Origin of the sequence: Nocardia sp. NPDC051929 (genome assembly GCF_044548645.1) — a bacterium.
In the GTDB taxonomy this organism is placed as follows: Bacteria; Actinomycetota; Actinomycetes; order Mycobacteriales; family Mycobacteriaceae; genus Nocardia; species Nocardia sichangensis.
The window spans coordinates 224,063-241,184 of the sequence record NZ_JBIUCG010000003.1; the positions used below are offsets into that span (position 1 = coordinate 224,063).

A 17,122-nucleotide genomic window follows, 5' to 3' on the forward strand; every position below is an offset into this window, starting at 1 on the left:
ACATGAACCAACTACCTCCACAACCGAACAGGAACAGCCCCGCCGTCAGCGGGACCACGACACCGAAAGCACATGCGTCCCCGACAGCAGTACCCTCCGGCGCCCTGGATCATCGCGACGCTATCACGATCGTGAAACACATCACACGTGTTCCGTGGCCGGTCAGCGGATGGAGCGGACCTCCGGATCGCCGGTGCCCGACGCGGCCTGAGCTGCTTCGGCCAGCAGTTCGTCCAGGTGATACGGGTAGACGGTTTCGCCGGAGCGGTCCAGCGTGACGATGTCGGCGGCGGTGCACCATCGGTGCCCGGTGATGGAGCGGCGTTCGATCGCGGTCAGGTTCGCCGGTTGCGGGTCGAAACCACGCACCCGCAGGGCGAAGAACAACTCCTCGCTCCGGATCAGCTCCCCGTTGAAGGGGAATACCGCGACCCGCCGCCAGATCGGACCGCGCAGGGCGGCCGGATCCCCGCGATATCCGGTCTCCTCGTACAGTTCCCGTACCGCCGCCGCGCGCAGGCTCTCCCCCGGCTCCACGCCGCCGCCGACGGTGAACCAGAACGACACCTGCGGCGTCTTCGGATCGTTGCCGCGCATCAGCAGAGTCCGGTCGTTCTCGTCGAACAGCACCACCCGCGCGGTGGTGCGGATGGTGTCCACCGCGAGGCCGGTGGACGCGGCCGGGGTAGCGCGCTCGGTGATCTCGAAGTAGGACGGCAGCGGCGCGGTACCCCCCAGGTGCAGGACGCGGACCGGGCGGCGCGTGCGCAGCGCCAGCGTGTCGCGTACGGCGTCGTTGTGGAAGCGGCGTGCGATCAGCACCCTGGCCTCGGCGTCGGCCAGTTCGGCGACGAGTTGCGGGCGCAGCGTGCCGATGTCGACCGCCGACAGCGCGGTGGACAAGCGGTTCTCCACGGTCTCGCGCTCGGCGCGACCGGCGCGCTCGGCCCGGTCCGCCAACGCTGCCAGTTGTCCGGCCTGCTCCGACAGAGCCGGATCGGACACCGGACCCGCGATCGCCATGGCGACCGACCTGGCCACCACCGCCCGGCGGGCCAGCGCCGCGTCGAGCGCCTGCCAGGACTGATCCGAGCGGACGTGCAGCCGGTCGAGCCGGTTGGCGGTGGAGTACGCCCACAGACCGATCGCGACGACGACCGCCGCGATCAGCGCGAGGACGAGAACGGTCGTCGCGGAGAAGGTGATCATCCGGCGGCCCGCACTCTCGTGTCGCCCACGGTCACCGTCTCGTAGACGCGCAGGATCTGTTCGGCCACCACCGGCCAGTCGTACTCGCCGACGACCTGGGTCGCGGTGTGCACGAGCCCCTCCCTGCGCACCTCATCGGTGAGTACGGCATGCAGCGCGGTGGCCAGCGCCGCCGAGTCGCCGACCGGGACCAGCATGCCCGCCGAACCGTCCCGCAGTACCCGGCGGAAGGCGTCCAATTCACTGGCCACGACCGCGGTGCCCGCCGCCATCGCCTCGATCAGGATGATGCCGAAGCTCTCGCCGCCCAGGTTGGGCGCCACGTACACGTCCGCGCTCCGCATCGCGGAAGCCTTTTCCTCGTCGGACACCTGGCCGAGGAAACGCAAGTGGCCGGCCAGGTCGCCCGCTTCCCGGCGCAACCGGTCCTCGTCGCCGCGGCCGACGATCAGGATCTCGACGTCGGGATGTTCGCGCACCAGCTCGGGCAGCGCGCCGAGCAGGACCTCCATGCCCTTGCGCGGCTCGTCGTAGCGCCCCAGGAACAGCACCGTCCCGCCGGGGCGCGGATAACCAGGCAACATCGGCGCGCGCGCGAACGCAGGGACGTCGACGCCGTTGGGGATCTCCACCGCGTCCGAGCCGAGCGCCTCGACCTGCCAGCGGCGCGCGAGCTCGGACACCGCGATACGACCGGAGATCTTCTCGTGATACGGCCGCAGCACACCCTGAAAAGTGCTCAGCACCAACGATTTCGTCGTAGAGGTGTGGAAGGTCGCCACGATCGGGCCCTCGGCGATCTTCAGCGCGAGCATGGACAGGCTCGGCGCGTTCGGCTCGTGGATGTGCAGCACGTCGAAGTCGTTGCCCTCGATCCACCGGCGGATCCTGGTGTAGGCCATGGGCCCGAACGACAGCCGCGCCACCGACCCGTTGTACGGGATGGCCACGGCGCGCCCCGCCGACACCACGAACTCCGGCAGCGGGGTGCCCTCGGACGCGGGCGCCAGGACGCTCACCTTGTGCCCGCGTTCGATGAACACTCGCGCCAGTTCGACCACATGCGCCTGCACCCCGCCGGGGACGTCGAACGAATAGGGGCAGACCATGCCGATCTTCATGGCGATACGTCCCCCTGTTCGGCTTTGATGCTCGCCTGCGCGGTGGCGATCCTGGCACGCCGCTGCGGCGAGAGATCGCTCTCCCACAATGGTTGCAGCATGTGCCAATCCGCGGGGTGCTCGGCGATATTCGCCGCGAAAGTTTCCGCCAACGCCTGGGTGGCCGCCGCCACGCCATCGGAAACATTCAGCGGCGCTTCGACTTTCAGGCCCCAGTCCTCTCGGCCATCGGCGTCGACCTCGAACCAGGCGTGCACCGGCAGCAATGCCGCGCCGGTCTCGATCGCCAGTTTCGCCGCACCCGCCGGCATCCAGGTGCGCTCGCCGAAGAACTGCACGGGCACGCCCTTGCCCGTGAGGTCGCGTTCGCCCAGCAGGCACACGATCTTGTTCTGTCGCAGTCGGGCCGCCAGCAGACCGAACGGCGGCTGCTCACCGCCGGTCAGCGGGATCACCTCGAAGCCGAGGCTCTCCCGATAAGCGACGAACCGCTCGAACAGCGACTCCGGCTTCAGCCGCTCGGCCACGGTGGTGGGGCCGCCGTAGTGTTGAACCAGCCAGACGCCCGCAATGTCCCAGTTGCCGGAATGCGGCAGCACCAAGAGCACGCCTCGGCCCTTCGCAATCGCGGCATCCAGATGCTCCAGCCCGCCGACGTCATAGTCGATCGCGGCATGGTCCATCGTGGGCAGGCGGAACGCCTCCCGCCAGTACCGCGCGTAGGACCGCATGCTGGCGACGATCAGTTCGTCCGGCACGTCGGCGGGAAGCACGCCGAGCACGCGCGCCAGATTGCGCCGCAACTGGTTCGGCGCGCCGCCCGCGTGGAATTCCCGATTGGCGCGACGGGCGACCCGGTCGGCGCCCCACTCGAACAGTCGTCGTGCCGTCGTCTCCGGCAGCGCACGCACCAGTCGCCAGCCCGCCGCGTATCCGGCGGCGCCGAGCTGTTCCCCGATCGTCATCCGAGCCCCCGAGCCGCAGGTCCGCAATTCATCGTGACGGATACCCGGACGCCACCGTCGATCGGTTCGCGCCCGGCATCGGGTGAGGTCACGTCGGAAGCCCCGAGGTGTCGGCGGTGCCCGCGCCAGGGCGCTGCGACTGCCCGGTCGGGATCACGGTGCGCGCTCCCGGCGAGTTGCGTACGGCCAGCACCCGCTGAACGACGGTGACGATGCTGAGCACGGCGAGGATCCACATGGCCACGTGCACGGCGTACGTCAGCCATTCGATCCCCCAGTAGCCACCGATGCCGGTGAATCCGGCGCCGACCAGCACGATGATCAGCCGGTCCGGCCGCTCGATGAGGCCGCCGTCCGCGGACAGCCCACTGGCCTCGGCGCGCGCCTTCGCATAGGAGATCACCTGCGAGGTCACCAAGACGACCAGCGTCGCGGCGAACAAGGGCTTGTGCTGCTCGTGGAAGACCGCCCACCAGGCCAGCCCGCCGAAGATCGCCCCGTCGGCCAGCCGGTCACAGGTGGCGTCCAGCACCGCGCCGTACTTCGTGCCGCCACCGCGTGCCCGCGCCATCGCCCCGTCGAGCATGTCGAACATGACGAACAACCAGATCACCATGGTTCCCCAGAACAGGTGTCCGGTCGGGAAGAGCGTGACCGCGGCGACGATGGAGGCGGTGGTGCCGATCAGCGTCATCGCGTCCGGCGTCAGTCCGGTGCCGACCAGCGCGCGGCCCAGTGGAGCAGTCGCCTTGGCGAACGTCTCGCGGCCGAAGAAACTCAGCACGGCCGACCCGCCCGGTCGCTCATCTACGCCTCCTTCCAGGCCGCCGACAGCAGCGCCCTGGTCTCCCGCAGCAGTTGCGGCATCACCTTCGCCCCGCCGATGACCGTGATGAAGTTCGCGTCGCCACCCCAGCGCGGGACGATGTGCTGGTGCAGGTGGTCGGCCAGCGACCCACCGGCCACCCCGCCGAGATTCAGCCCCACGTTGAAGCCGTGCGGCCGGGACACCTTCTTCATCACCCGGATCGCCTGCTGGGTGAAGGCCATCAACTCGGCGCTCTCCGCCTCGGTGAGATCCTCCAGGTTCGCCACCTTGCGGTACGGCACCACCATCATGTGTCCCGGGTTGTACGGGTACAGGTTGAGCACGGCGTACACCAACTCGCCCCTGGCGACGACCAATCCGTCCTCGTCGGACATCTTCGGGATGTCGGTGAAGGGGTGGCCGGTCGAATCCTTGGGACCGGTGGCCGCCTCCGCGATGTAGGACATGCGATACGGCGTCCACAGGCGCTGCAGCCGATCCGGTTCGCCGGCGCCGGTGTCCACGATGCTGCCCGGCTCGGCCGAGGTCGCGGTCCCGTCCAGATCCGCGAGCCCCTCCGGCACCGTCCGCTCGGTCATGCCCCACCCTTGTTCGCTGATCGGATTTCGAAACCCTCGGCCGTCGGCGACGCGTTCTCGCGGTGAGCGATCCACGCGACGATGGTGGCCACCGCGTCGTCGACCGGCACGCCGTTGACCTGGGTACCGTCGCGGAAGCGGAAGCTAACGGCGTTCGCGTTCACGTCGCGCTCACCGGCGAGCAGCATGAACGGCACCTTCTGGGCGGTGTTGTTGAAGATCTTCTTCTGCATCCGGTCGTCGCTGCGGTCCACCTGTGCCCGGATGCCCTCGTCCTGCAACCGTTCGATCACCCGATCCAGGTGCGGGGCAAAGGTATCCGCGACCGGGATGCCGACGACCTGCACCGGAGACAACCAGGCCGGGAACGCGCCCGCGTAGTGCTCGGTGAGCACACCGAAGAAGCGCTCGATCGACCCGAACAGCGCGCGGTGGATCATGACCGGCCGCTGCTTGGTGCCGTCCGACGCGGTGTACTCCAGGTCGAAGCGCTCGGGCAGGTTGAAGTCGAGTTGGATGGTCGACATCTGCCAGGTGCGCCCCAGCGCGTCCTTGGCCTGCACGGAGATCTTCGGACCGTAGAAGGCGGCGCCGCCGGGATCGGGTACCAGCTCGAGACCGGAGGCCGAGGCGACCTTGGACAAGGTCTCGGTGGCCTCCTCCCAGATCTCGTCGGAACCGACGAACTTCTTCGGGTCCTTGGTGGACAGCTCGAGGTAGAAGTCGTCGAGGCCGTAGTCCTTCAGCAGATCCAGCACGAACCGCAGCGTGTCGGTCAGTTCGCTGTGCATCTGCTCTTTGGTGCAGTAGATGTGCGCGTCGTCCTGAGTCATGCCGCGCACCCGGGTCAGGCCGTGCACCACGCCGGACTTCTCGTAGCGGTAGACCGAGCCGAACTCGAACAGCCGCAGCGGCAGCTCCCGATACGACCGGCCGCGGGCACGGAAGATTAGATTGTGCATCGGGCAGTTCATCGGCTTGACGTAGTAGTCCTGGCCGGGCTTGCGGACCGTGCCGTCCTCGTTGAGTTCGGCGTCCAGGTGCATCGCGGGGAACATGCCGTCGCGGTACCAGTCCAGGTGGCCGGAGACCTCGAACAGGTGGCCCTTGGTGATGTGCGGGGTGTTGACGAACTCGTAGCCCGCCGCGACGTGCCTGCGGCGCGAGTACTCCTCCAGTTCCTTGCGGATGATGCCGCCCTTGGGGTGGAACACCGGGAGACCGGAACCGAGCTCGTCGGGGAAGCTGAACAGGTCCAGTTCCAGGCCGAGCTTGCGGTGATCGCGGCGCTCCGCCTCGGCGAGCAGGTGCAGGTGCTCGTCGAGCGCCTCCTGGGACTCCCACGCGGTGCCGTAGACGCGCTGCAGGTCCTCCCGGCTCTGGTCACCGCGCCAGTAGGCGGCCGAGCTGCGGGTCAGTTTGAAGGCCGGGATGAACTTGGTGGTCGGGATGTGCGGGCCGCGGCACAGATCGCCCCAGATCTTCTCGCCGGTGCGCGGATCCAGATTGTCGTAGATGGTCAGCTCTTTGCCGCCGACCTCCATGACCTCTGGATCATCGATCCCGGACTTGTCGCTGATCAGCTCCAGTTTGAACGGCTCACCGGCCAGCTCGACCCTGGCCTCGTCGACCTCGACCACCCGGCGGGAGAAACGCTGCGCGCCCTTGACGATCTTCTTCATCCGGGATTCCAGCTTGGCCAGATCCTCCGGGGTGAACGGCCGCTCGACCCGGAAGTCGTAGTAGAACCCGTCCTTGATGTAGGGACCGATGCCCAGCTTGGCCTCGGGGAATTCCTGCTGCACCGCTTGGGCGAGCACATGCGCGGCGGAGTGCCGGATGACGTTGCGGCCGTCGGGGGTGTTCGCCGCGACCGGCTCCACGTCGACGTCCTCGTCCGGGGTCCAGGACAGATCCTTGAGTTCGCCGTCCAGCCGGACGACGACGACGGTCTCCGGCCCCTTGGTGGACAGTCCGGCCTCGCGCACCGCGGCGCCCGCCGTCGTCCCGGCCGGCACCCGGACGAGGGCGACTGGGCTGATGGCGGCTGAGGTGGTCACGGCTGCGCTCTCCTTGGCGTTTCTCGTGCGCGGGCGGGGTCCCGCTGGATGGTGGCCGATCGCAAGTTCGTCCGGCGCGACCATGCTACTGTCCCGCCGCTTCGGCCCGCCCCTCCGGGTTTTGGGCCGTAGCGGTCGGGTGGCGCGAGATTTGCGTTCGGGTCTCTCTCCGGGTGACGCCGGAGTTCCTGGCGTTCCCGTCGAGTTGTCGCGCGCCGGATGGTCAGCCCTCGGCGGCCAGGTCCGCGAGCAGTGCGATGCGTTCGGCGGCAGAACGTTTCGGGCAGCTGGTGCACATCTCGCAGCCGGGGACCTCGAACACCAGGCAGCAGGAGATGCGCCGCACGAAGGTGCGTCCGCCGATCTCGACGAAACGCGGAACCGGAAGTTTGCCGCCGACCTCCGCGGCCAGCCGCGCGCCCGCGTCCGGCGACCCGGCATCCAGTGCCCGATTGCCGATCGCGTCGGCCACGATCGCCCACAACGCGGGGACGCCTGCGCTCGACACCCGGGCGACCGGCGGGATGACGGTCGCCAGCGTCTCGCGCAGCGCCGATGCGCTACCGGAAGCCCGGGCGCCGTCCACCGGGATGCGCACCCGTTCGATGCCGCCGTCGGGGCGCACTTCGCATTCCAGCCGGTCCAGCGCGGCCTCGGGGGCGTCCGCGTCGTGCGCGTACGCCCGCGCGACCTGCTCCACCAGCGCGGACGCGGCCATGCACCACCACAGCGTGCCCGCGATACGCAGCGACGTGGTCCCCCAGGAATGGCCCATCTCCGCGATACGCGCGGCCAGCCATTCCGGTTGGGTGAGCATGCGCCCCGGAACGGTGGTCACCGTTACAGGGGGCTGCGCAGCCATTCCCATTCGACTCCGATCCAACTACCCACAAGCCCGAAGGTTCCCAACACCCACAGCGTCGCCACGACCAGCGCGGCGGTGCCGACCGCACCGGCCACCTGCACGGCCAGACCTTGCCGGGAGTACCAGTCCATCAACTGCCGATACCGGTCCCGCAGCCAGGTCAAGACCCGGTGCGCCCAAGCGAATTCGGTGGCGAGGATGCCCAGCCCGGCGAACACGATCGCCCAGCCGGGACCGGGATAGGGAATCGCGAGCACACCGGCCGCGAGCACGGCTACACCGACCACCGCGACCACGATCCGGTAGCCGAGGTACAGCGTAGGTCGTCGTTCGAGGCCGGCGCGGAAGGCGCGCCAGCGGGTCGGCCGATCGTCCGAGCTCGTTTCGAGGTCTGCCGTCACGTTTCCCAGGGTACGAGGGTCCGGCACAGCGAATCGCGATCCCACTCGCCCGGACAACGGTGACCCCGCCCGAGCAGGCCGCCCGGGCGGGATCACCCATCCCCGTCCGATCAGACGAGTTGGGGAGCGGGCTGATGGCCCGCGTCATCGATGTGCGCGATCCCGTTCTCGGTCACCTCGACCACCCGGGCACTGGCGATGTCGAAGAACAGGCCCGACACCTTGACGCCGCGCTCGGCGACCGCCTTGCGCACCGCTGGGTGCCGGTGCAGCAACTCGAGCTGCACCGCGACGTTCACCATGGCCAGCTGATCGACCTCGCCGAAACCGGCCTCCCGCGCGGCACTCGCCACCGGGTGGCCCGCGTGGAACCGCTCCAGGCTCGGGCGCGCATGGGCGAGCCAGGCGTCCACGCCGGGGACCTGGGCCCCGGCGTGCAACGCCTTCATCGCACCGCACGAGGAATGCCCGCAGACCACGATCGAGCGGACGTTCAGCTGCTCGAGCGCGAACACCAGCGCGGCCTCCACCGACGCGTCACCCTCGGCGGGCGCCAGGTTGCCCACGTTGCGCACCGTGAACAGATCGCCCGGCCCGCTGTTGGTGATGATGTTCGGCACGATCCGCGAGTCCGAGCAGGTCAGGAAGAACGAATCCGGGTCCTGCGTGTCGCGCAACTCGTCCAGATGCGGCCGGACGACGTGCGCGTGGCTGCGGTGGAAGGCCGCCACACCCGCCGCGACCGGATTCTCGTGCCGCTCGTCGCGCCGCCAAGGGCCGAGGATGTCGTCCCAGACCGAGCGGGCGAAGCTGCGCGCGGGCGGCTGCGCCGCGGCGTGGGCCATCCTGGCGCCGCCGATCTCCACGAAATCGACGTTGCCGCCGTTGTTCACCTGCTGGCGGGCGAATTCCTCGATGGCCTCGAACGCCGCGTGATCGAGGAAGTCGACGGTCATCTCCACCGTGACGTCGGCTCCCGGAGGAATCTTCGCGAATTGCGCCGACAGCTTCGGCAGCGCGAGGAAGGTGGCCGATCCGTCGATGGTGACCAGCCAGCGCTGCGTGCCGGGTACCTGTCGGGCCTCGATCGCCACGCGCACCACCCGCCACAGCAGCAGGCCGAAGGCCAGGCCCAGACCGATCAGCACGCCCTCGAGCAGGTTCGCGAACACCACGCCGAGCACCGTCACGGCGTAGACCAGCAGGTCGCCGGTGCGCCGCGCCAGTTTGATGTGGGCCAGCTTCACCAGTTGGATGCCGATCACGATGAGCAGACCGGCCAGCGCGGCCTTCGGGATCTGCTCCACCACGGAGACCAGGGCCACCGAGAACACCAGCACCCAGACCCCGTGCAGGATCGCGGAGGCGCGGCTGTGCGCGCCCGCCTGCACGTTGGTGGCGCTACGCACGATCACGCCGGTGACCGGCAGGCCGCCGAGCAGACCGGACAGCACGTTCGCCGAGCCCTGGCCGATCAGTTCCCGGTCGAAGTCGGTGCGCTTGCGCGAGTGCATCTTGTCCACGGCCACTGCGGACAGCAGGCTCTCCACGCTGGCGATCAACGCGATGGTGACGACTGCCAGCGCCAGACCCGACCAGTCGCCGCGAGGCAGCGCGGGCAGGCCGATGGCGTCGAACAGCGAGCCGTTCAGCACGATGCGCACCGCGTCGAGCGGAAGCGCCAGCGACAGCGCCGTACCCACGAGCACCGCGACCAGCGGACCCGGCACGACGCGGACCCTGGCGGGCAGGTACTTCCAGCCGAGCATGATCGCGATCACGACCACGCCGATCAGCGCGCCACCCCCGTGCGCGGACAGCAACTGCCCGGGCAGCTCGACGATGTTCCGCCAGGCCGAGCTGTGCGAGGAACCGCCGAGCAGCACATGGATCTGCTGCAGCGCGATGGTGATGCCGATACCGGCGAGCATCGCGTGCACCACCACGGGCGCCACGGCGAGCGCCGCCCTGGCCACGCGGCTCAGGCCGAGCAGAATTTGCAGCACACCGGCGGCGAAGACGATGAAACACGTTGTGCGCCAACCGAATTGATTGATCGTCTCGGCGACCACGACGGTGAGGCCCGCGGCGGGGCCGCTCACCTGCAGGACCGAACCACCGAGGCTTGCGGCGACGACACCGCCGATCACGGCGGCGATGAGCCCGGCGGCGACGGGGGCTCCGGAGGCGATCGCGATGCCGAGCGAAAGCGGCAGCGCGACAAGGAAAACAACGATCGATGCGGGCACATCGTGGCGCAGGATTTCGGTGAAGCGATCGGACAGCGGTCCGGAACTGCGGCTCGAACCCGCCGGTGCGGGCTTCGACGGTGGCGGGGCCAAATCGTGATCGATAGCCATGACTCTCCTTCGCCGACTCGGCTGTTTCGCCGAGGTCGGTTGACGATCAACATGTCCAGCAGGGCACAAGACCGCGAACCGGCATCTCGCGGTGAAGCAGTCCCGACACAGCGATGAGTCGAGATGTAAACGAGTGCAAGTCTATTGGTAAAGACTTAGCAAAGCCTGAGAAGTTCGCCGATTGTGTGCGATTCCCCACTATCCGGTCGTCGTCCATCAGCATGATCCACCGCACAATGCCTGGTCAGACGGGTTCCGCCGCGATACCGCGCCGCTCGTCGCCGAACTCCGCGATGCCGTCGGCCATGACCTCGATCACCCGGGCCGTGGCGAGGTCGAAGAACAATCCCGACACCGCCACGCCCCGCTCCTCGATCCCCCGGCGCACGACCGGGTGCGCGTGCAGCGTCTCCAGCTGCACGGCGACGTTCACCATGCCCAGCTGATCCACCGGGCCGAATCCCGCGACGGCCGCCGCGGCGGCGACCGGATGCCCCAGCCGGTAGCGCTCCAGGCTCGGCCGGGCGTGCGCCAGCCAGTCGCCGAGCCCCGCCCCGGCCCGCACCTCGCGATGCAGCGCCTCCATGGCACCGCAGCCGGAGTGGCCGCAGACCACGACCGCGCGCACGTCCAGCCGCTCCAACGCGTAGATCAGCGCCGCCTCCACCGAGACGTCCCCACCGCGCGTAGGCACCAGATTGCCTACGTTGCGCACGGTGAACAGGTCGCCAGGGCCGCTGTTGGTGATGACGTTCGGCACGATTCTGGCGTCCGCACAGGTGAGGAAGAACGAGTCGGCGTCGTGCCGATGACGCAACTTGTCCAGGTGCGGGCGCAGCAGGTGGGCGTGGCCGCGGTGGTAGGCGGCGATGCCCGCCGCGATGCGGTCCTCCCGGTCGCCCGTGCGCCGCCACGGTCCGATGACCTGGTCGACAACCTGCCTGAAGTGCCCGCGCTCGGGCGGTCCGGCCAAGGCGGTTGCCATCCTTTCGCCGCCGAGTTCGACGAATTCCACTGCACTACCGTGCGTTTCGCGCTCGCGAGCCCATTCGGTGAGGAACTCGTGCGTAGCGTGGTCCAGGAAGTCGACGGCCATCTCGACGGTCACCTCGGCGTCGGCCGGGACCTTCGCCAGTTCCGCGGTGAGCTTCGGCAAGGCCAGGAAGGTGCACGTGCCGTCGATAGCGACCACCCACCGGCGCGAGCCGGGTACGGGAGCCGCGACGATCAGCACGCGCACCACCCGCCACAGCAGCAGCGCGAACGCGAGCACGAGACCGATCAGCATGCCCTGCAAGAGATTCAGGAACACCACACCCAGCACCGTCGCCAGGTAGACGTACATTTCACCGGCCCGCCTGGCCAGCCGGATGTGCGCCAGCTTGATCAGCTGCGTGCCGACGAAGATGAGCAGTCCGGCCAGCGCGGCGGTCGGGATCTGCCGCACGAGGCCGGCCAGGACCACCGCGAACAGCAGGATCCAGACTCCGTGCAGCACGGTCGCCGCCCTGCTGCGAGCGCCTGCGTTCGCGTTGGTGATGCTGCGCACGATGACGGCCGCGATCGGCAGGCCGCCGAGCAGGCCGGAGACGACGTTGGCCGATCCCTGCCCGATCAGCTCCCGGTCGAAATCGGTGCGGTGACCAGGCCGCATCTTGTCCACCGCGACCGCCGACAGCAGGCTTTCGACGCTGGCGATGAGCGCGATCGTGATCACGGTCGAGGCGACGGCCGCCGGGCCTCCGGAGGGGATGGCGGGCAGGCCCAGGGACTCCAGCAACGACTCGTTCAGCACGAGGTGCTCGACCCGCGTGGGCAGGACGAGCGCCAGCAGCGTGGCGGTGACCACGGCGACGAGCGGTGCGGGGAGCACGCGCACCCGCCGTGGCGCGAAGCGCCAAGCGACCAGGATGCCGATGACGACCAGGCCCACGCACAGGTCGCCGGTGCGCACCGACAAAAGCTGCCGCGGTAACCCCACCAGCGCGGCGAACGACGAACTCAGCGAGCTGCCCCCGAGCAGCACGTGCACCTGTTGCAGCGCGATCACCACGCCGATGCCCGCCAGCATGCCGTGCACGACCACCGGGGCGATGGCCAGCGCGGCGCGCGCGACCCGGCTCAGCCCGAACAGGATCTGCAGCACACCCGCTCCGACGGTGATGAAGCACGTTGCCGCCCAGCCGAATTGGTGCACACTCTCGGCGACGACAACGGTGAGGCTCGCGGTGGGCCCGCTCACCTGGATCGCGGAACCACCCAGCAATCCGGCCACCACACCGCCGACAACGGCTGCGATGAGTCCTGCCGCCACCGGAGCGCCGGAGGCCACCGCCACACCGAGCGAAAGGGGAAGCGCGACCAGGAAAACCACGATCGAGGCAGGTAGATCGGCACGGCCGACGCTGGTCAGGCGACCGGCGAGGTGTGCGCGCGGCGACGTCCGTGGTGCGGAATCGGTGTCGGTGGACATATTTTCTCCTTCGCCGGGATGGCCCCGGTTCATCGGTCAAACATGTTCTTGGCATCGAAAGCGAGCGGCGGGCGAAGCTCGGGCCGTTCCTCCGTCGGTGGAGGCGACCCCGTGACACAGTGATCGAAACGATAGTAAAGAGTTCGCAAAGGGTGTGGAAAGGTTCCCGGTTCCCAGAAAGGCAACCGCTACCATAATGTGACTCAGGTCACAGCGCAACAAAGAACGTCGACGGCTGCCGATTCGGGGAGCTTCGCAGCGACAGGACGCTCAACTGGACGGATGGCCAAGAGACAGCCCGCTCACCGGCGAACGACGTCGAAGACGAATCCCTCGATCGTGACTCCGGTGCGAACGAGAACGCCCACGCCACCAGCCCAGTGGAGCGCGCGATACTTCGCCCACCCGGACGTTCCGCCTGAGGCTCACGAAGAGCGTCTCCCACTTGCCGCGGTACGCGGGCCGAGGCAGTCGACGAGGTTCTAACGATCGGATACGCAAAATCCCCCCGACCTGGCAATCTGTCGAGGGGAATCGAGTGGTCCCAGCTGGGATCGAACCAGCGACCTTCCGCGTGTGAGGCGGACGCTCTCCCGCTGAGCTATGAGACCTGACGGGTTCCGGCGGCGCGTGGCGCCCTCCGGACGAGACGAAACATTAGCACGCGCCACCGGTGGTTCACCAAATCGCCGTCCGGACAGGGATGGTTCGGCGCGGAGCCACCACTCGCGAGCAGTTCCTCTCGATCTTGCGCGAACTCTAGGTGGCGGACAAGCGGGGTCGCGACCACGCCGGCTGCGGTCGCAGATTCGGTGCGGCTCGACCATCGAGAGGACCACCGAGCGCCTCGACTCCCCCATCCACCACATGAGCCACCGGCGTCACAGCGCCCACTTTCCAGATTTCCGCCGTTCTACCAGCGGATTTGTACCTTTCACCGAGCGTCCGCTAATGTTCTGTCTCGCACCACGGAGGCCGGAAACGAGCCCCGGGGAGGCAGAATGCGGATGTAGCGCAGCTGGTAGCGCATCACCTTGCCAAGGTGAGGGTCGCGGGTTCGAATCCCGTCATCCGCTCGAGAGGTAGGGCCAGGCAACATTACGCCGTCCCCCTTTGCGCGGTGGAGTGGCCGAGTGGTGAGGCAACGGCCTGCAAAGCCGTGCACACGGGTTCGATTCCCGTCTCCACCTCGCGCGATTAGCTCAGCGGGAGAGCGCTTCCCTGACACGGAAGAGGTCACTGGTTCAATCCCAGTATCGCGCACCACCGTCTCACGAGGTCAGACCCGGTTTTCACCGGGTCTGATTTTGTTTGTGCCCCGCACGCGGATCGAGTTTCCACTGGCCATTCGTCGCGGTCCGGCTCGAGAACACGTAGTCGGCTACCCGTAGCAGTCCGGTACCTACTGGCAGCGTTCTCCCTGATCACGAGTAGTCGAGTTGGGAGTTCTGATGCGATCTCCGATCAGCCCCGGTCCAGGAGCTACGAGAGCCGCTCGGTTCGCCGCGTGTGCGCCGCACCTGACCGAGCGCGCCGACTGCCAGGGAACGACTGCTGTCGCCGGCGACCAGGATGGGGCCGCGTGTCGGTGGGTAGGGATACGCTGTGGCGCACAGTGCCGGAGCCGAGTCAGGGGGTTGTCGCGTGACGATCAGCGCGGAGGTCGCGCAAGGCGCGGCGCCGGATGACGACGATCCCGAGTCACTCGACCTGCGCGACGACATCTCGTTCGAACTCGAAGAGGTCAACGAGGTGCTCGGGGAGCTGATCGCGCTGCGCGCCGACCAGAAGGCCAAGGACGGCGACCTGCTGACGGCTCGGCTGGGAGTCGGTGGCGAGAAGCCCGAGACACTCGCCCGGATCGGCGCTCGTTACGACCTTTCCCGCGACCGGGTGCGGCAACTGCACACCAAAGCGGTCGGGCAGATGATCCGGATGGCACAGCTTTCCGGACATCGGGCCGCCGCGGTCCTGTCCGCGCGCTACCCCCTCGACGCCATGGACCGGCAGCTCACACGCGCGCTGCTGGTGGAGACGTACGCGACCGACACCGATATCGCCGCGACCGAGCTGTCGTATCTCAAACTCCGGCTGGCCGGGCACGCCGCCGAGGACGCCAAGCGAATCGCCGGATTCGTCACCCAGCGCATCGCGGCGTGGCAGAAGAAGACCAACCGGCGCCTGGCCAAACTACACGACGCCGAGCCGCGCGCCACGAGTCAGCTGAATACCTGGTTGGGGCAGGTCGACTGGCCCCACGCAGGCGCCGCGGCCGCGATCCCGACCTCGTCCGCGCGCACTGTGGACAGCGACGACGACGGCCGGGGGCGCTTCTATCTGGACAAGGTCGGTCGCGACGTGCCGTTCGACTCCGGTCTCGAGGCCAGGCTGCTGCGGATCCTCAACGCCGGCGATCTCGTCGAGACCTTCCTGGAGCAGCCCGCGGCGGTCGTCTACGAACTCGACGGCGCGGAGCGGGTGCACTATCCGAGCATCGTCGCGCGGCTCACCGACGGCCGCACCGTACTGATCGACGTCACGCCGCTGGGCCATGTCGGCTTCCACGTGAACGTCGCGAAATCCGCCGCCGCTCGGGCATACGCGCACGCCAACGGCTGGGGCTGGCTGGTCTGGACCGGCAGCCGCGTCGGCGTCCCGGATCTGCGCGCCCGCCCTGTCGACGCCGCGGGTGAACGGATGCTGCGCGACCTCGTCGAGCGCGGCCCCGTGCACTGGGCCGCGCTCCGCGAGGTGCGCGCGAAGACCGGCCTGGAACTGCTGGACTTCCTCGCGCTGGTGCTGCGCCACGAATGGCGGTGGGACCGGGCGCCGTTCCGGCTCAGCGCACCACCATCGCCCCCGCCAGGAAAGTGACGATCAGCAGCATCGCGCAGATGGTGATCAGCTGCCAGCGGCCGATGGTCACCTCGAGCTTGGCGATCGTGTTGCGCAGGGCCTTGTCGAGCCGGTCGTGATCGGCGATCGTGCGCTGCGCGGCGGCGAGCGCGTCGGCCCGTTCCTGCGCGGCCTGCTCCGCGCGCTCCAGTCGCGTGGTCATCTTCAGCAGATGTTTCTGCTTGTCGCGCAAGGCTTTCCGGGCCACCGCCAGCGACGTGCGCTGGTTGACCAGCTCCTGGCGCTGCCGGGCGATGACCGTGGCCTGCGTCTTCGTGTGGTACTCCCAGTCGGTCACGGTCGCCCAGCCTCCTGTCCTCTCGTCCCGATGGCCCCAGACATACTCGCCGCTCACCCAGCCCGCGATGAACTCGCGCAGCTCGACCGGCTCACGCCGCGGCGCCGCCATCGCGTGCTCGGTGTCGAGCACGCCGGTGACCGCGCGATAATCACAGGCGGCGGGCGCGAAGTCCGCGATGCCCAGGGCGTGCAGGTACGGCACCCAGTAGCCGGGTGGGCACAGCCACAACACGTCCGTACAACCCTCGGCGCGCAGCCGTTCGGTGTGCTCCTGAGCCAGTCCACGCTCCAGCGGACCGCTACGCACCTCGATCGCGTATATCCGGTCGCCCTTGCGCCAGTACACGTCCACCGGCAAGGTCCCGACGCGCTGATCCACTTCGGCCTCGTCGGCTCCGTAGGCGAGCAGCCTGCCGCACAACCAGTATTTGAGCCGCCGCATATCCCACTGGGCGGCGGCACATTCCGGGCACCCGCAGGCGTAACCGGTCTTCGATCCACGGATACGGCCGGAGGCCTCTCCGATACCCAACTCGGCGAGCATCGCTCGGCGCCCGCAGGCGATCTCCGCCCGCTGCTTCGTTCTCACGCGACCACTCCCCTGCACAAACCACCGCAGGCCCGGCGACCTACGCCATAGATCAAGAGTGCGTCAGACTCGGCTACCTCGCCAGCCCCGCTCACCCCGCGCTCGGGTGTGCCACACACGTGGCCTGCCGACGAGATCTGCGTTGTACTCTGCGGCACAAGGGCTTTCATCATGCCACGGGACGGCATCGGCCACTGCGGGAACGCTGAATTGACAGTTGCCGCCATCCCACGACGCGCCCGGCCGCTCGCAACCTGGCCCCGCGGCAACCGGCACGGCCTTCGCGCATCCACCCCTGGGCGTGAACTCGCGCAGGACGCGCTTCGGGCGGATAATGACCGATCAGATGCGTCGGCCCGTTTCCGGACAAACCGGGTCGCCGCGTAATCCGCCTGCAGGGGGCTGATTCCGGGGGCCTAGGCTGCTTCGATCAGGTCTTGATTCGGCGGTGCACCGCCGATCTTTCGCGAGCCGCGG

The 17,122-nt window shown here is 68.5% G+C and carries 12 protein-coding genes and 4 tRNA genes; 4 read left to right on the forward strand and 12 right to left on the reverse strand.

The features are described from left to right. Window positions 1-162: 162 nt before the first annotated feature. The 11 genes from ACIHAX_RS05330 to ACIHAX_RS05380 all read right to left on the reverse strand — a co-directional run bounded on the left by ACIHAX_RS05330 (window position 163) and on the right by ACIHAX_RS05380 (window position 13,472). Window positions 163-1,206: an NUDIX domain-containing protein gene (locus tag ACIHAX_RS05330; RefSeq protein ID WP_355071036.1), complete on the reverse strand. Its 1,044-nt coding sequence runs from the start codon at window positions 1,204-1,206 to the stop codon at window positions 163-165. Further along, window positions 1,206-2,330, reverse strand: coding sequence for a glycosyltransferase family 4 protein (locus tag ACIHAX_RS05335; RefSeq protein ID WP_364425936.1), 1,125 nt, complete (start codon window positions 2,328-2,330; stop codon window positions 1,206-1,208). The genes ACIHAX_RS05330 and ACIHAX_RS05335 overlap by 1 nt, the downstream gene beginning before the upstream one ends. Continuing rightward, a complete protein-coding gene (locus ACIHAX_RS05340) occupies window positions 2,327-3,295 on the reverse strand; it encodes a phosphatidylinositol mannoside acyltransferase (RefSeq protein ID WP_364425938.1) in 969 nt (322 codons plus the stop codon). Before ACIHAX_RS05340 ends, ACIHAX_RS05335 begins: the two co-directional genes overlap by 4 nt. A gap of 88 nt (window positions 3,296-3,383) precedes the next feature. Next, window positions 3,384-4,079: a phosphatidylinositol phosphate synthase gene (gene pgsA, locus ACIHAX_RS05345; protein WP_356961617.1), complete on the reverse strand. Its 696-nt coding sequence runs from the start codon at window positions 4,077-4,079 to the stop codon at window positions 3,384-3,386. 23 nt (window positions 4,080-4,102) lie between these two features. Further along, on the reverse strand, window positions 4,103-4,702 hold the full coding sequence (locus tag ACIHAX_RS05350) for an HIT domain-containing protein (RefSeq protein ID WP_355070441.1): 600 nt from the start codon (window positions 4,700-4,702) through the stop codon (window positions 4,103-4,105). Further along, window positions 4,699-6,762 (reverse strand): threonine--tRNA ligase, encoded by a 2,064-nt coding sequence (gene thrS, locus ACIHAX_RS05355; RefSeq protein ID WP_355070439.1) that lies wholly within the window; start codon window positions 6,760-6,762, stop codon window positions 4,699-4,701. The genes ACIHAX_RS05350 and thrS overlap by 4 nt, the downstream gene beginning before the upstream one ends. A 223-nt stretch (window positions 6,763-6,985) precedes the next feature. Further along, entirely contained in the window at window positions 6,986-7,600 is a 615-nt protein-coding gene (locus ACIHAX_RS05360; protein ID WP_397275924.1) for a (2Fe-2S)-binding protein, read from the reverse strand. A gap of 2 nt (window positions 7,601-7,602) precedes the next feature. Further along, window positions 7,603-8,028: a TIGR02611 family protein gene (locus ACIHAX_RS05365; protein WP_355070436.1), complete on the reverse strand. Its 426-nt coding sequence runs from the start codon at window positions 8,026-8,028 to the stop codon at window positions 7,603-7,605. Window positions 8,029-8,138: 110 nt separating this feature from the next. Then, window positions 8,139-10,388, reverse strand: coding sequence for a bifunctional SulP family inorganic anion transporter/carbonic anhydrase (locus ACIHAX_RS05370; RefSeq protein ID WP_364425944.1), 2,250 nt, complete (start codon window positions 10,386-10,388; stop codon window positions 8,139-8,141). Between the two features lie 244 nt (window positions 10,389-10,632). Beyond that, a complete protein-coding gene (locus tag ACIHAX_RS05375) occupies window positions 10,633-12,861 on the reverse strand; it encodes a bifunctional SulP family inorganic anion transporter/carbonic anhydrase (protein ID WP_364425946.1) in 2,229 nt (742 codons plus the stop codon). A gap of 539 nt (window positions 12,862-13,400) precedes the next feature. Beyond that, window positions 13,401-13,472 (reverse strand) — tRNA-Val (locus ACIHAX_RS05380). A gap of 392 nt (window positions 13,473-13,864) precedes the next feature. Between ACIHAX_RS05380 and ACIHAX_RS05385 the strand changes: the two genes are divergently transcribed. The 4 genes from ACIHAX_RS05385 (at window position 13,865) to ACIHAX_RS05400 (ending at window position 15,735) form a co-directional block, all read left to right on the forward strand. Next, window positions 13,865-13,937, forward strand: a tRNA-Gly gene (locus ACIHAX_RS05385). Window positions 13,938-13,980: 43 nt separating this feature from the next. Further along, window positions 13,981-14,051 (forward strand) — tRNA-Cys (locus tag ACIHAX_RS05390). Between the two features lies 1 nt (window position 14,052). Further along, window positions 14,053-14,127 (forward strand) — tRNA-Val (locus ACIHAX_RS05395). Between the two features lie 378 nt (window positions 14,128-14,505). Beyond that, on the forward strand, window positions 14,506-15,735 hold the full coding sequence (locus ACIHAX_RS05400; protein WP_364425948.1) for a sigma factor-like helix-turn-helix DNA-binding protein: 1,230 nt from the start codon (window positions 14,506-14,508) through the stop codon (window positions 15,733-15,735). Here the strand turns inward: ACIHAX_RS05400 and ACIHAX_RS05405 are convergent. Further along, complete coding sequence (locus tag ACIHAX_RS05405) at window positions 15,701-16,645, reverse strand: hypothetical protein (RefSeq protein WP_397275930.1); 945 nt, start codon at window positions 16,643-16,645, stop codon at window positions 15,701-15,703. The genes ACIHAX_RS05400 and ACIHAX_RS05405 overlap by 35 nt on opposite strands. Window positions 16,646-17,122 lie beyond the last annotated feature (477 nt).

Bases quoted from the DNA above. Each gene is read 5' to 3' on its own strand.
- ACIHAX_RS05340 (WP_364425938.1), bottom strand. From the start codon at position 3,295: ATGACGATCGGGGAACAGCTCGGCGCCGCCGGATACGCGGCGGGCTGG.
- ACIHAX_RS05350 (WP_355070441.1), bottom strand. From the start codon at position 4,702: ATGACCGAGCGGACGGTGCCGGAGGGGCTCGCGGATCTGGACGGGACC.
- ACIHAX_RS05375 (WP_364425946.1), bottom strand. From the start codon at position 12,861: ATGTCCACCGACACCGATTCCGCACCACGGACGTCGCCGCGCGCACAC.
- ACIHAX_RS05335 (WP_364425936.1), bottom strand. From the start codon at position 2,330: ATGAAGATCGGCATGGTCTGCCCCTATTCGTTCGACGTCCCCGGCGGG.
- ACIHAX_RS05370 (WP_364425944.1), bottom strand. From the start codon at position 10,388: ATGGCTATCGATCACGATTTGGCCCCGCCACCGTCGAAGCCCGCACCG.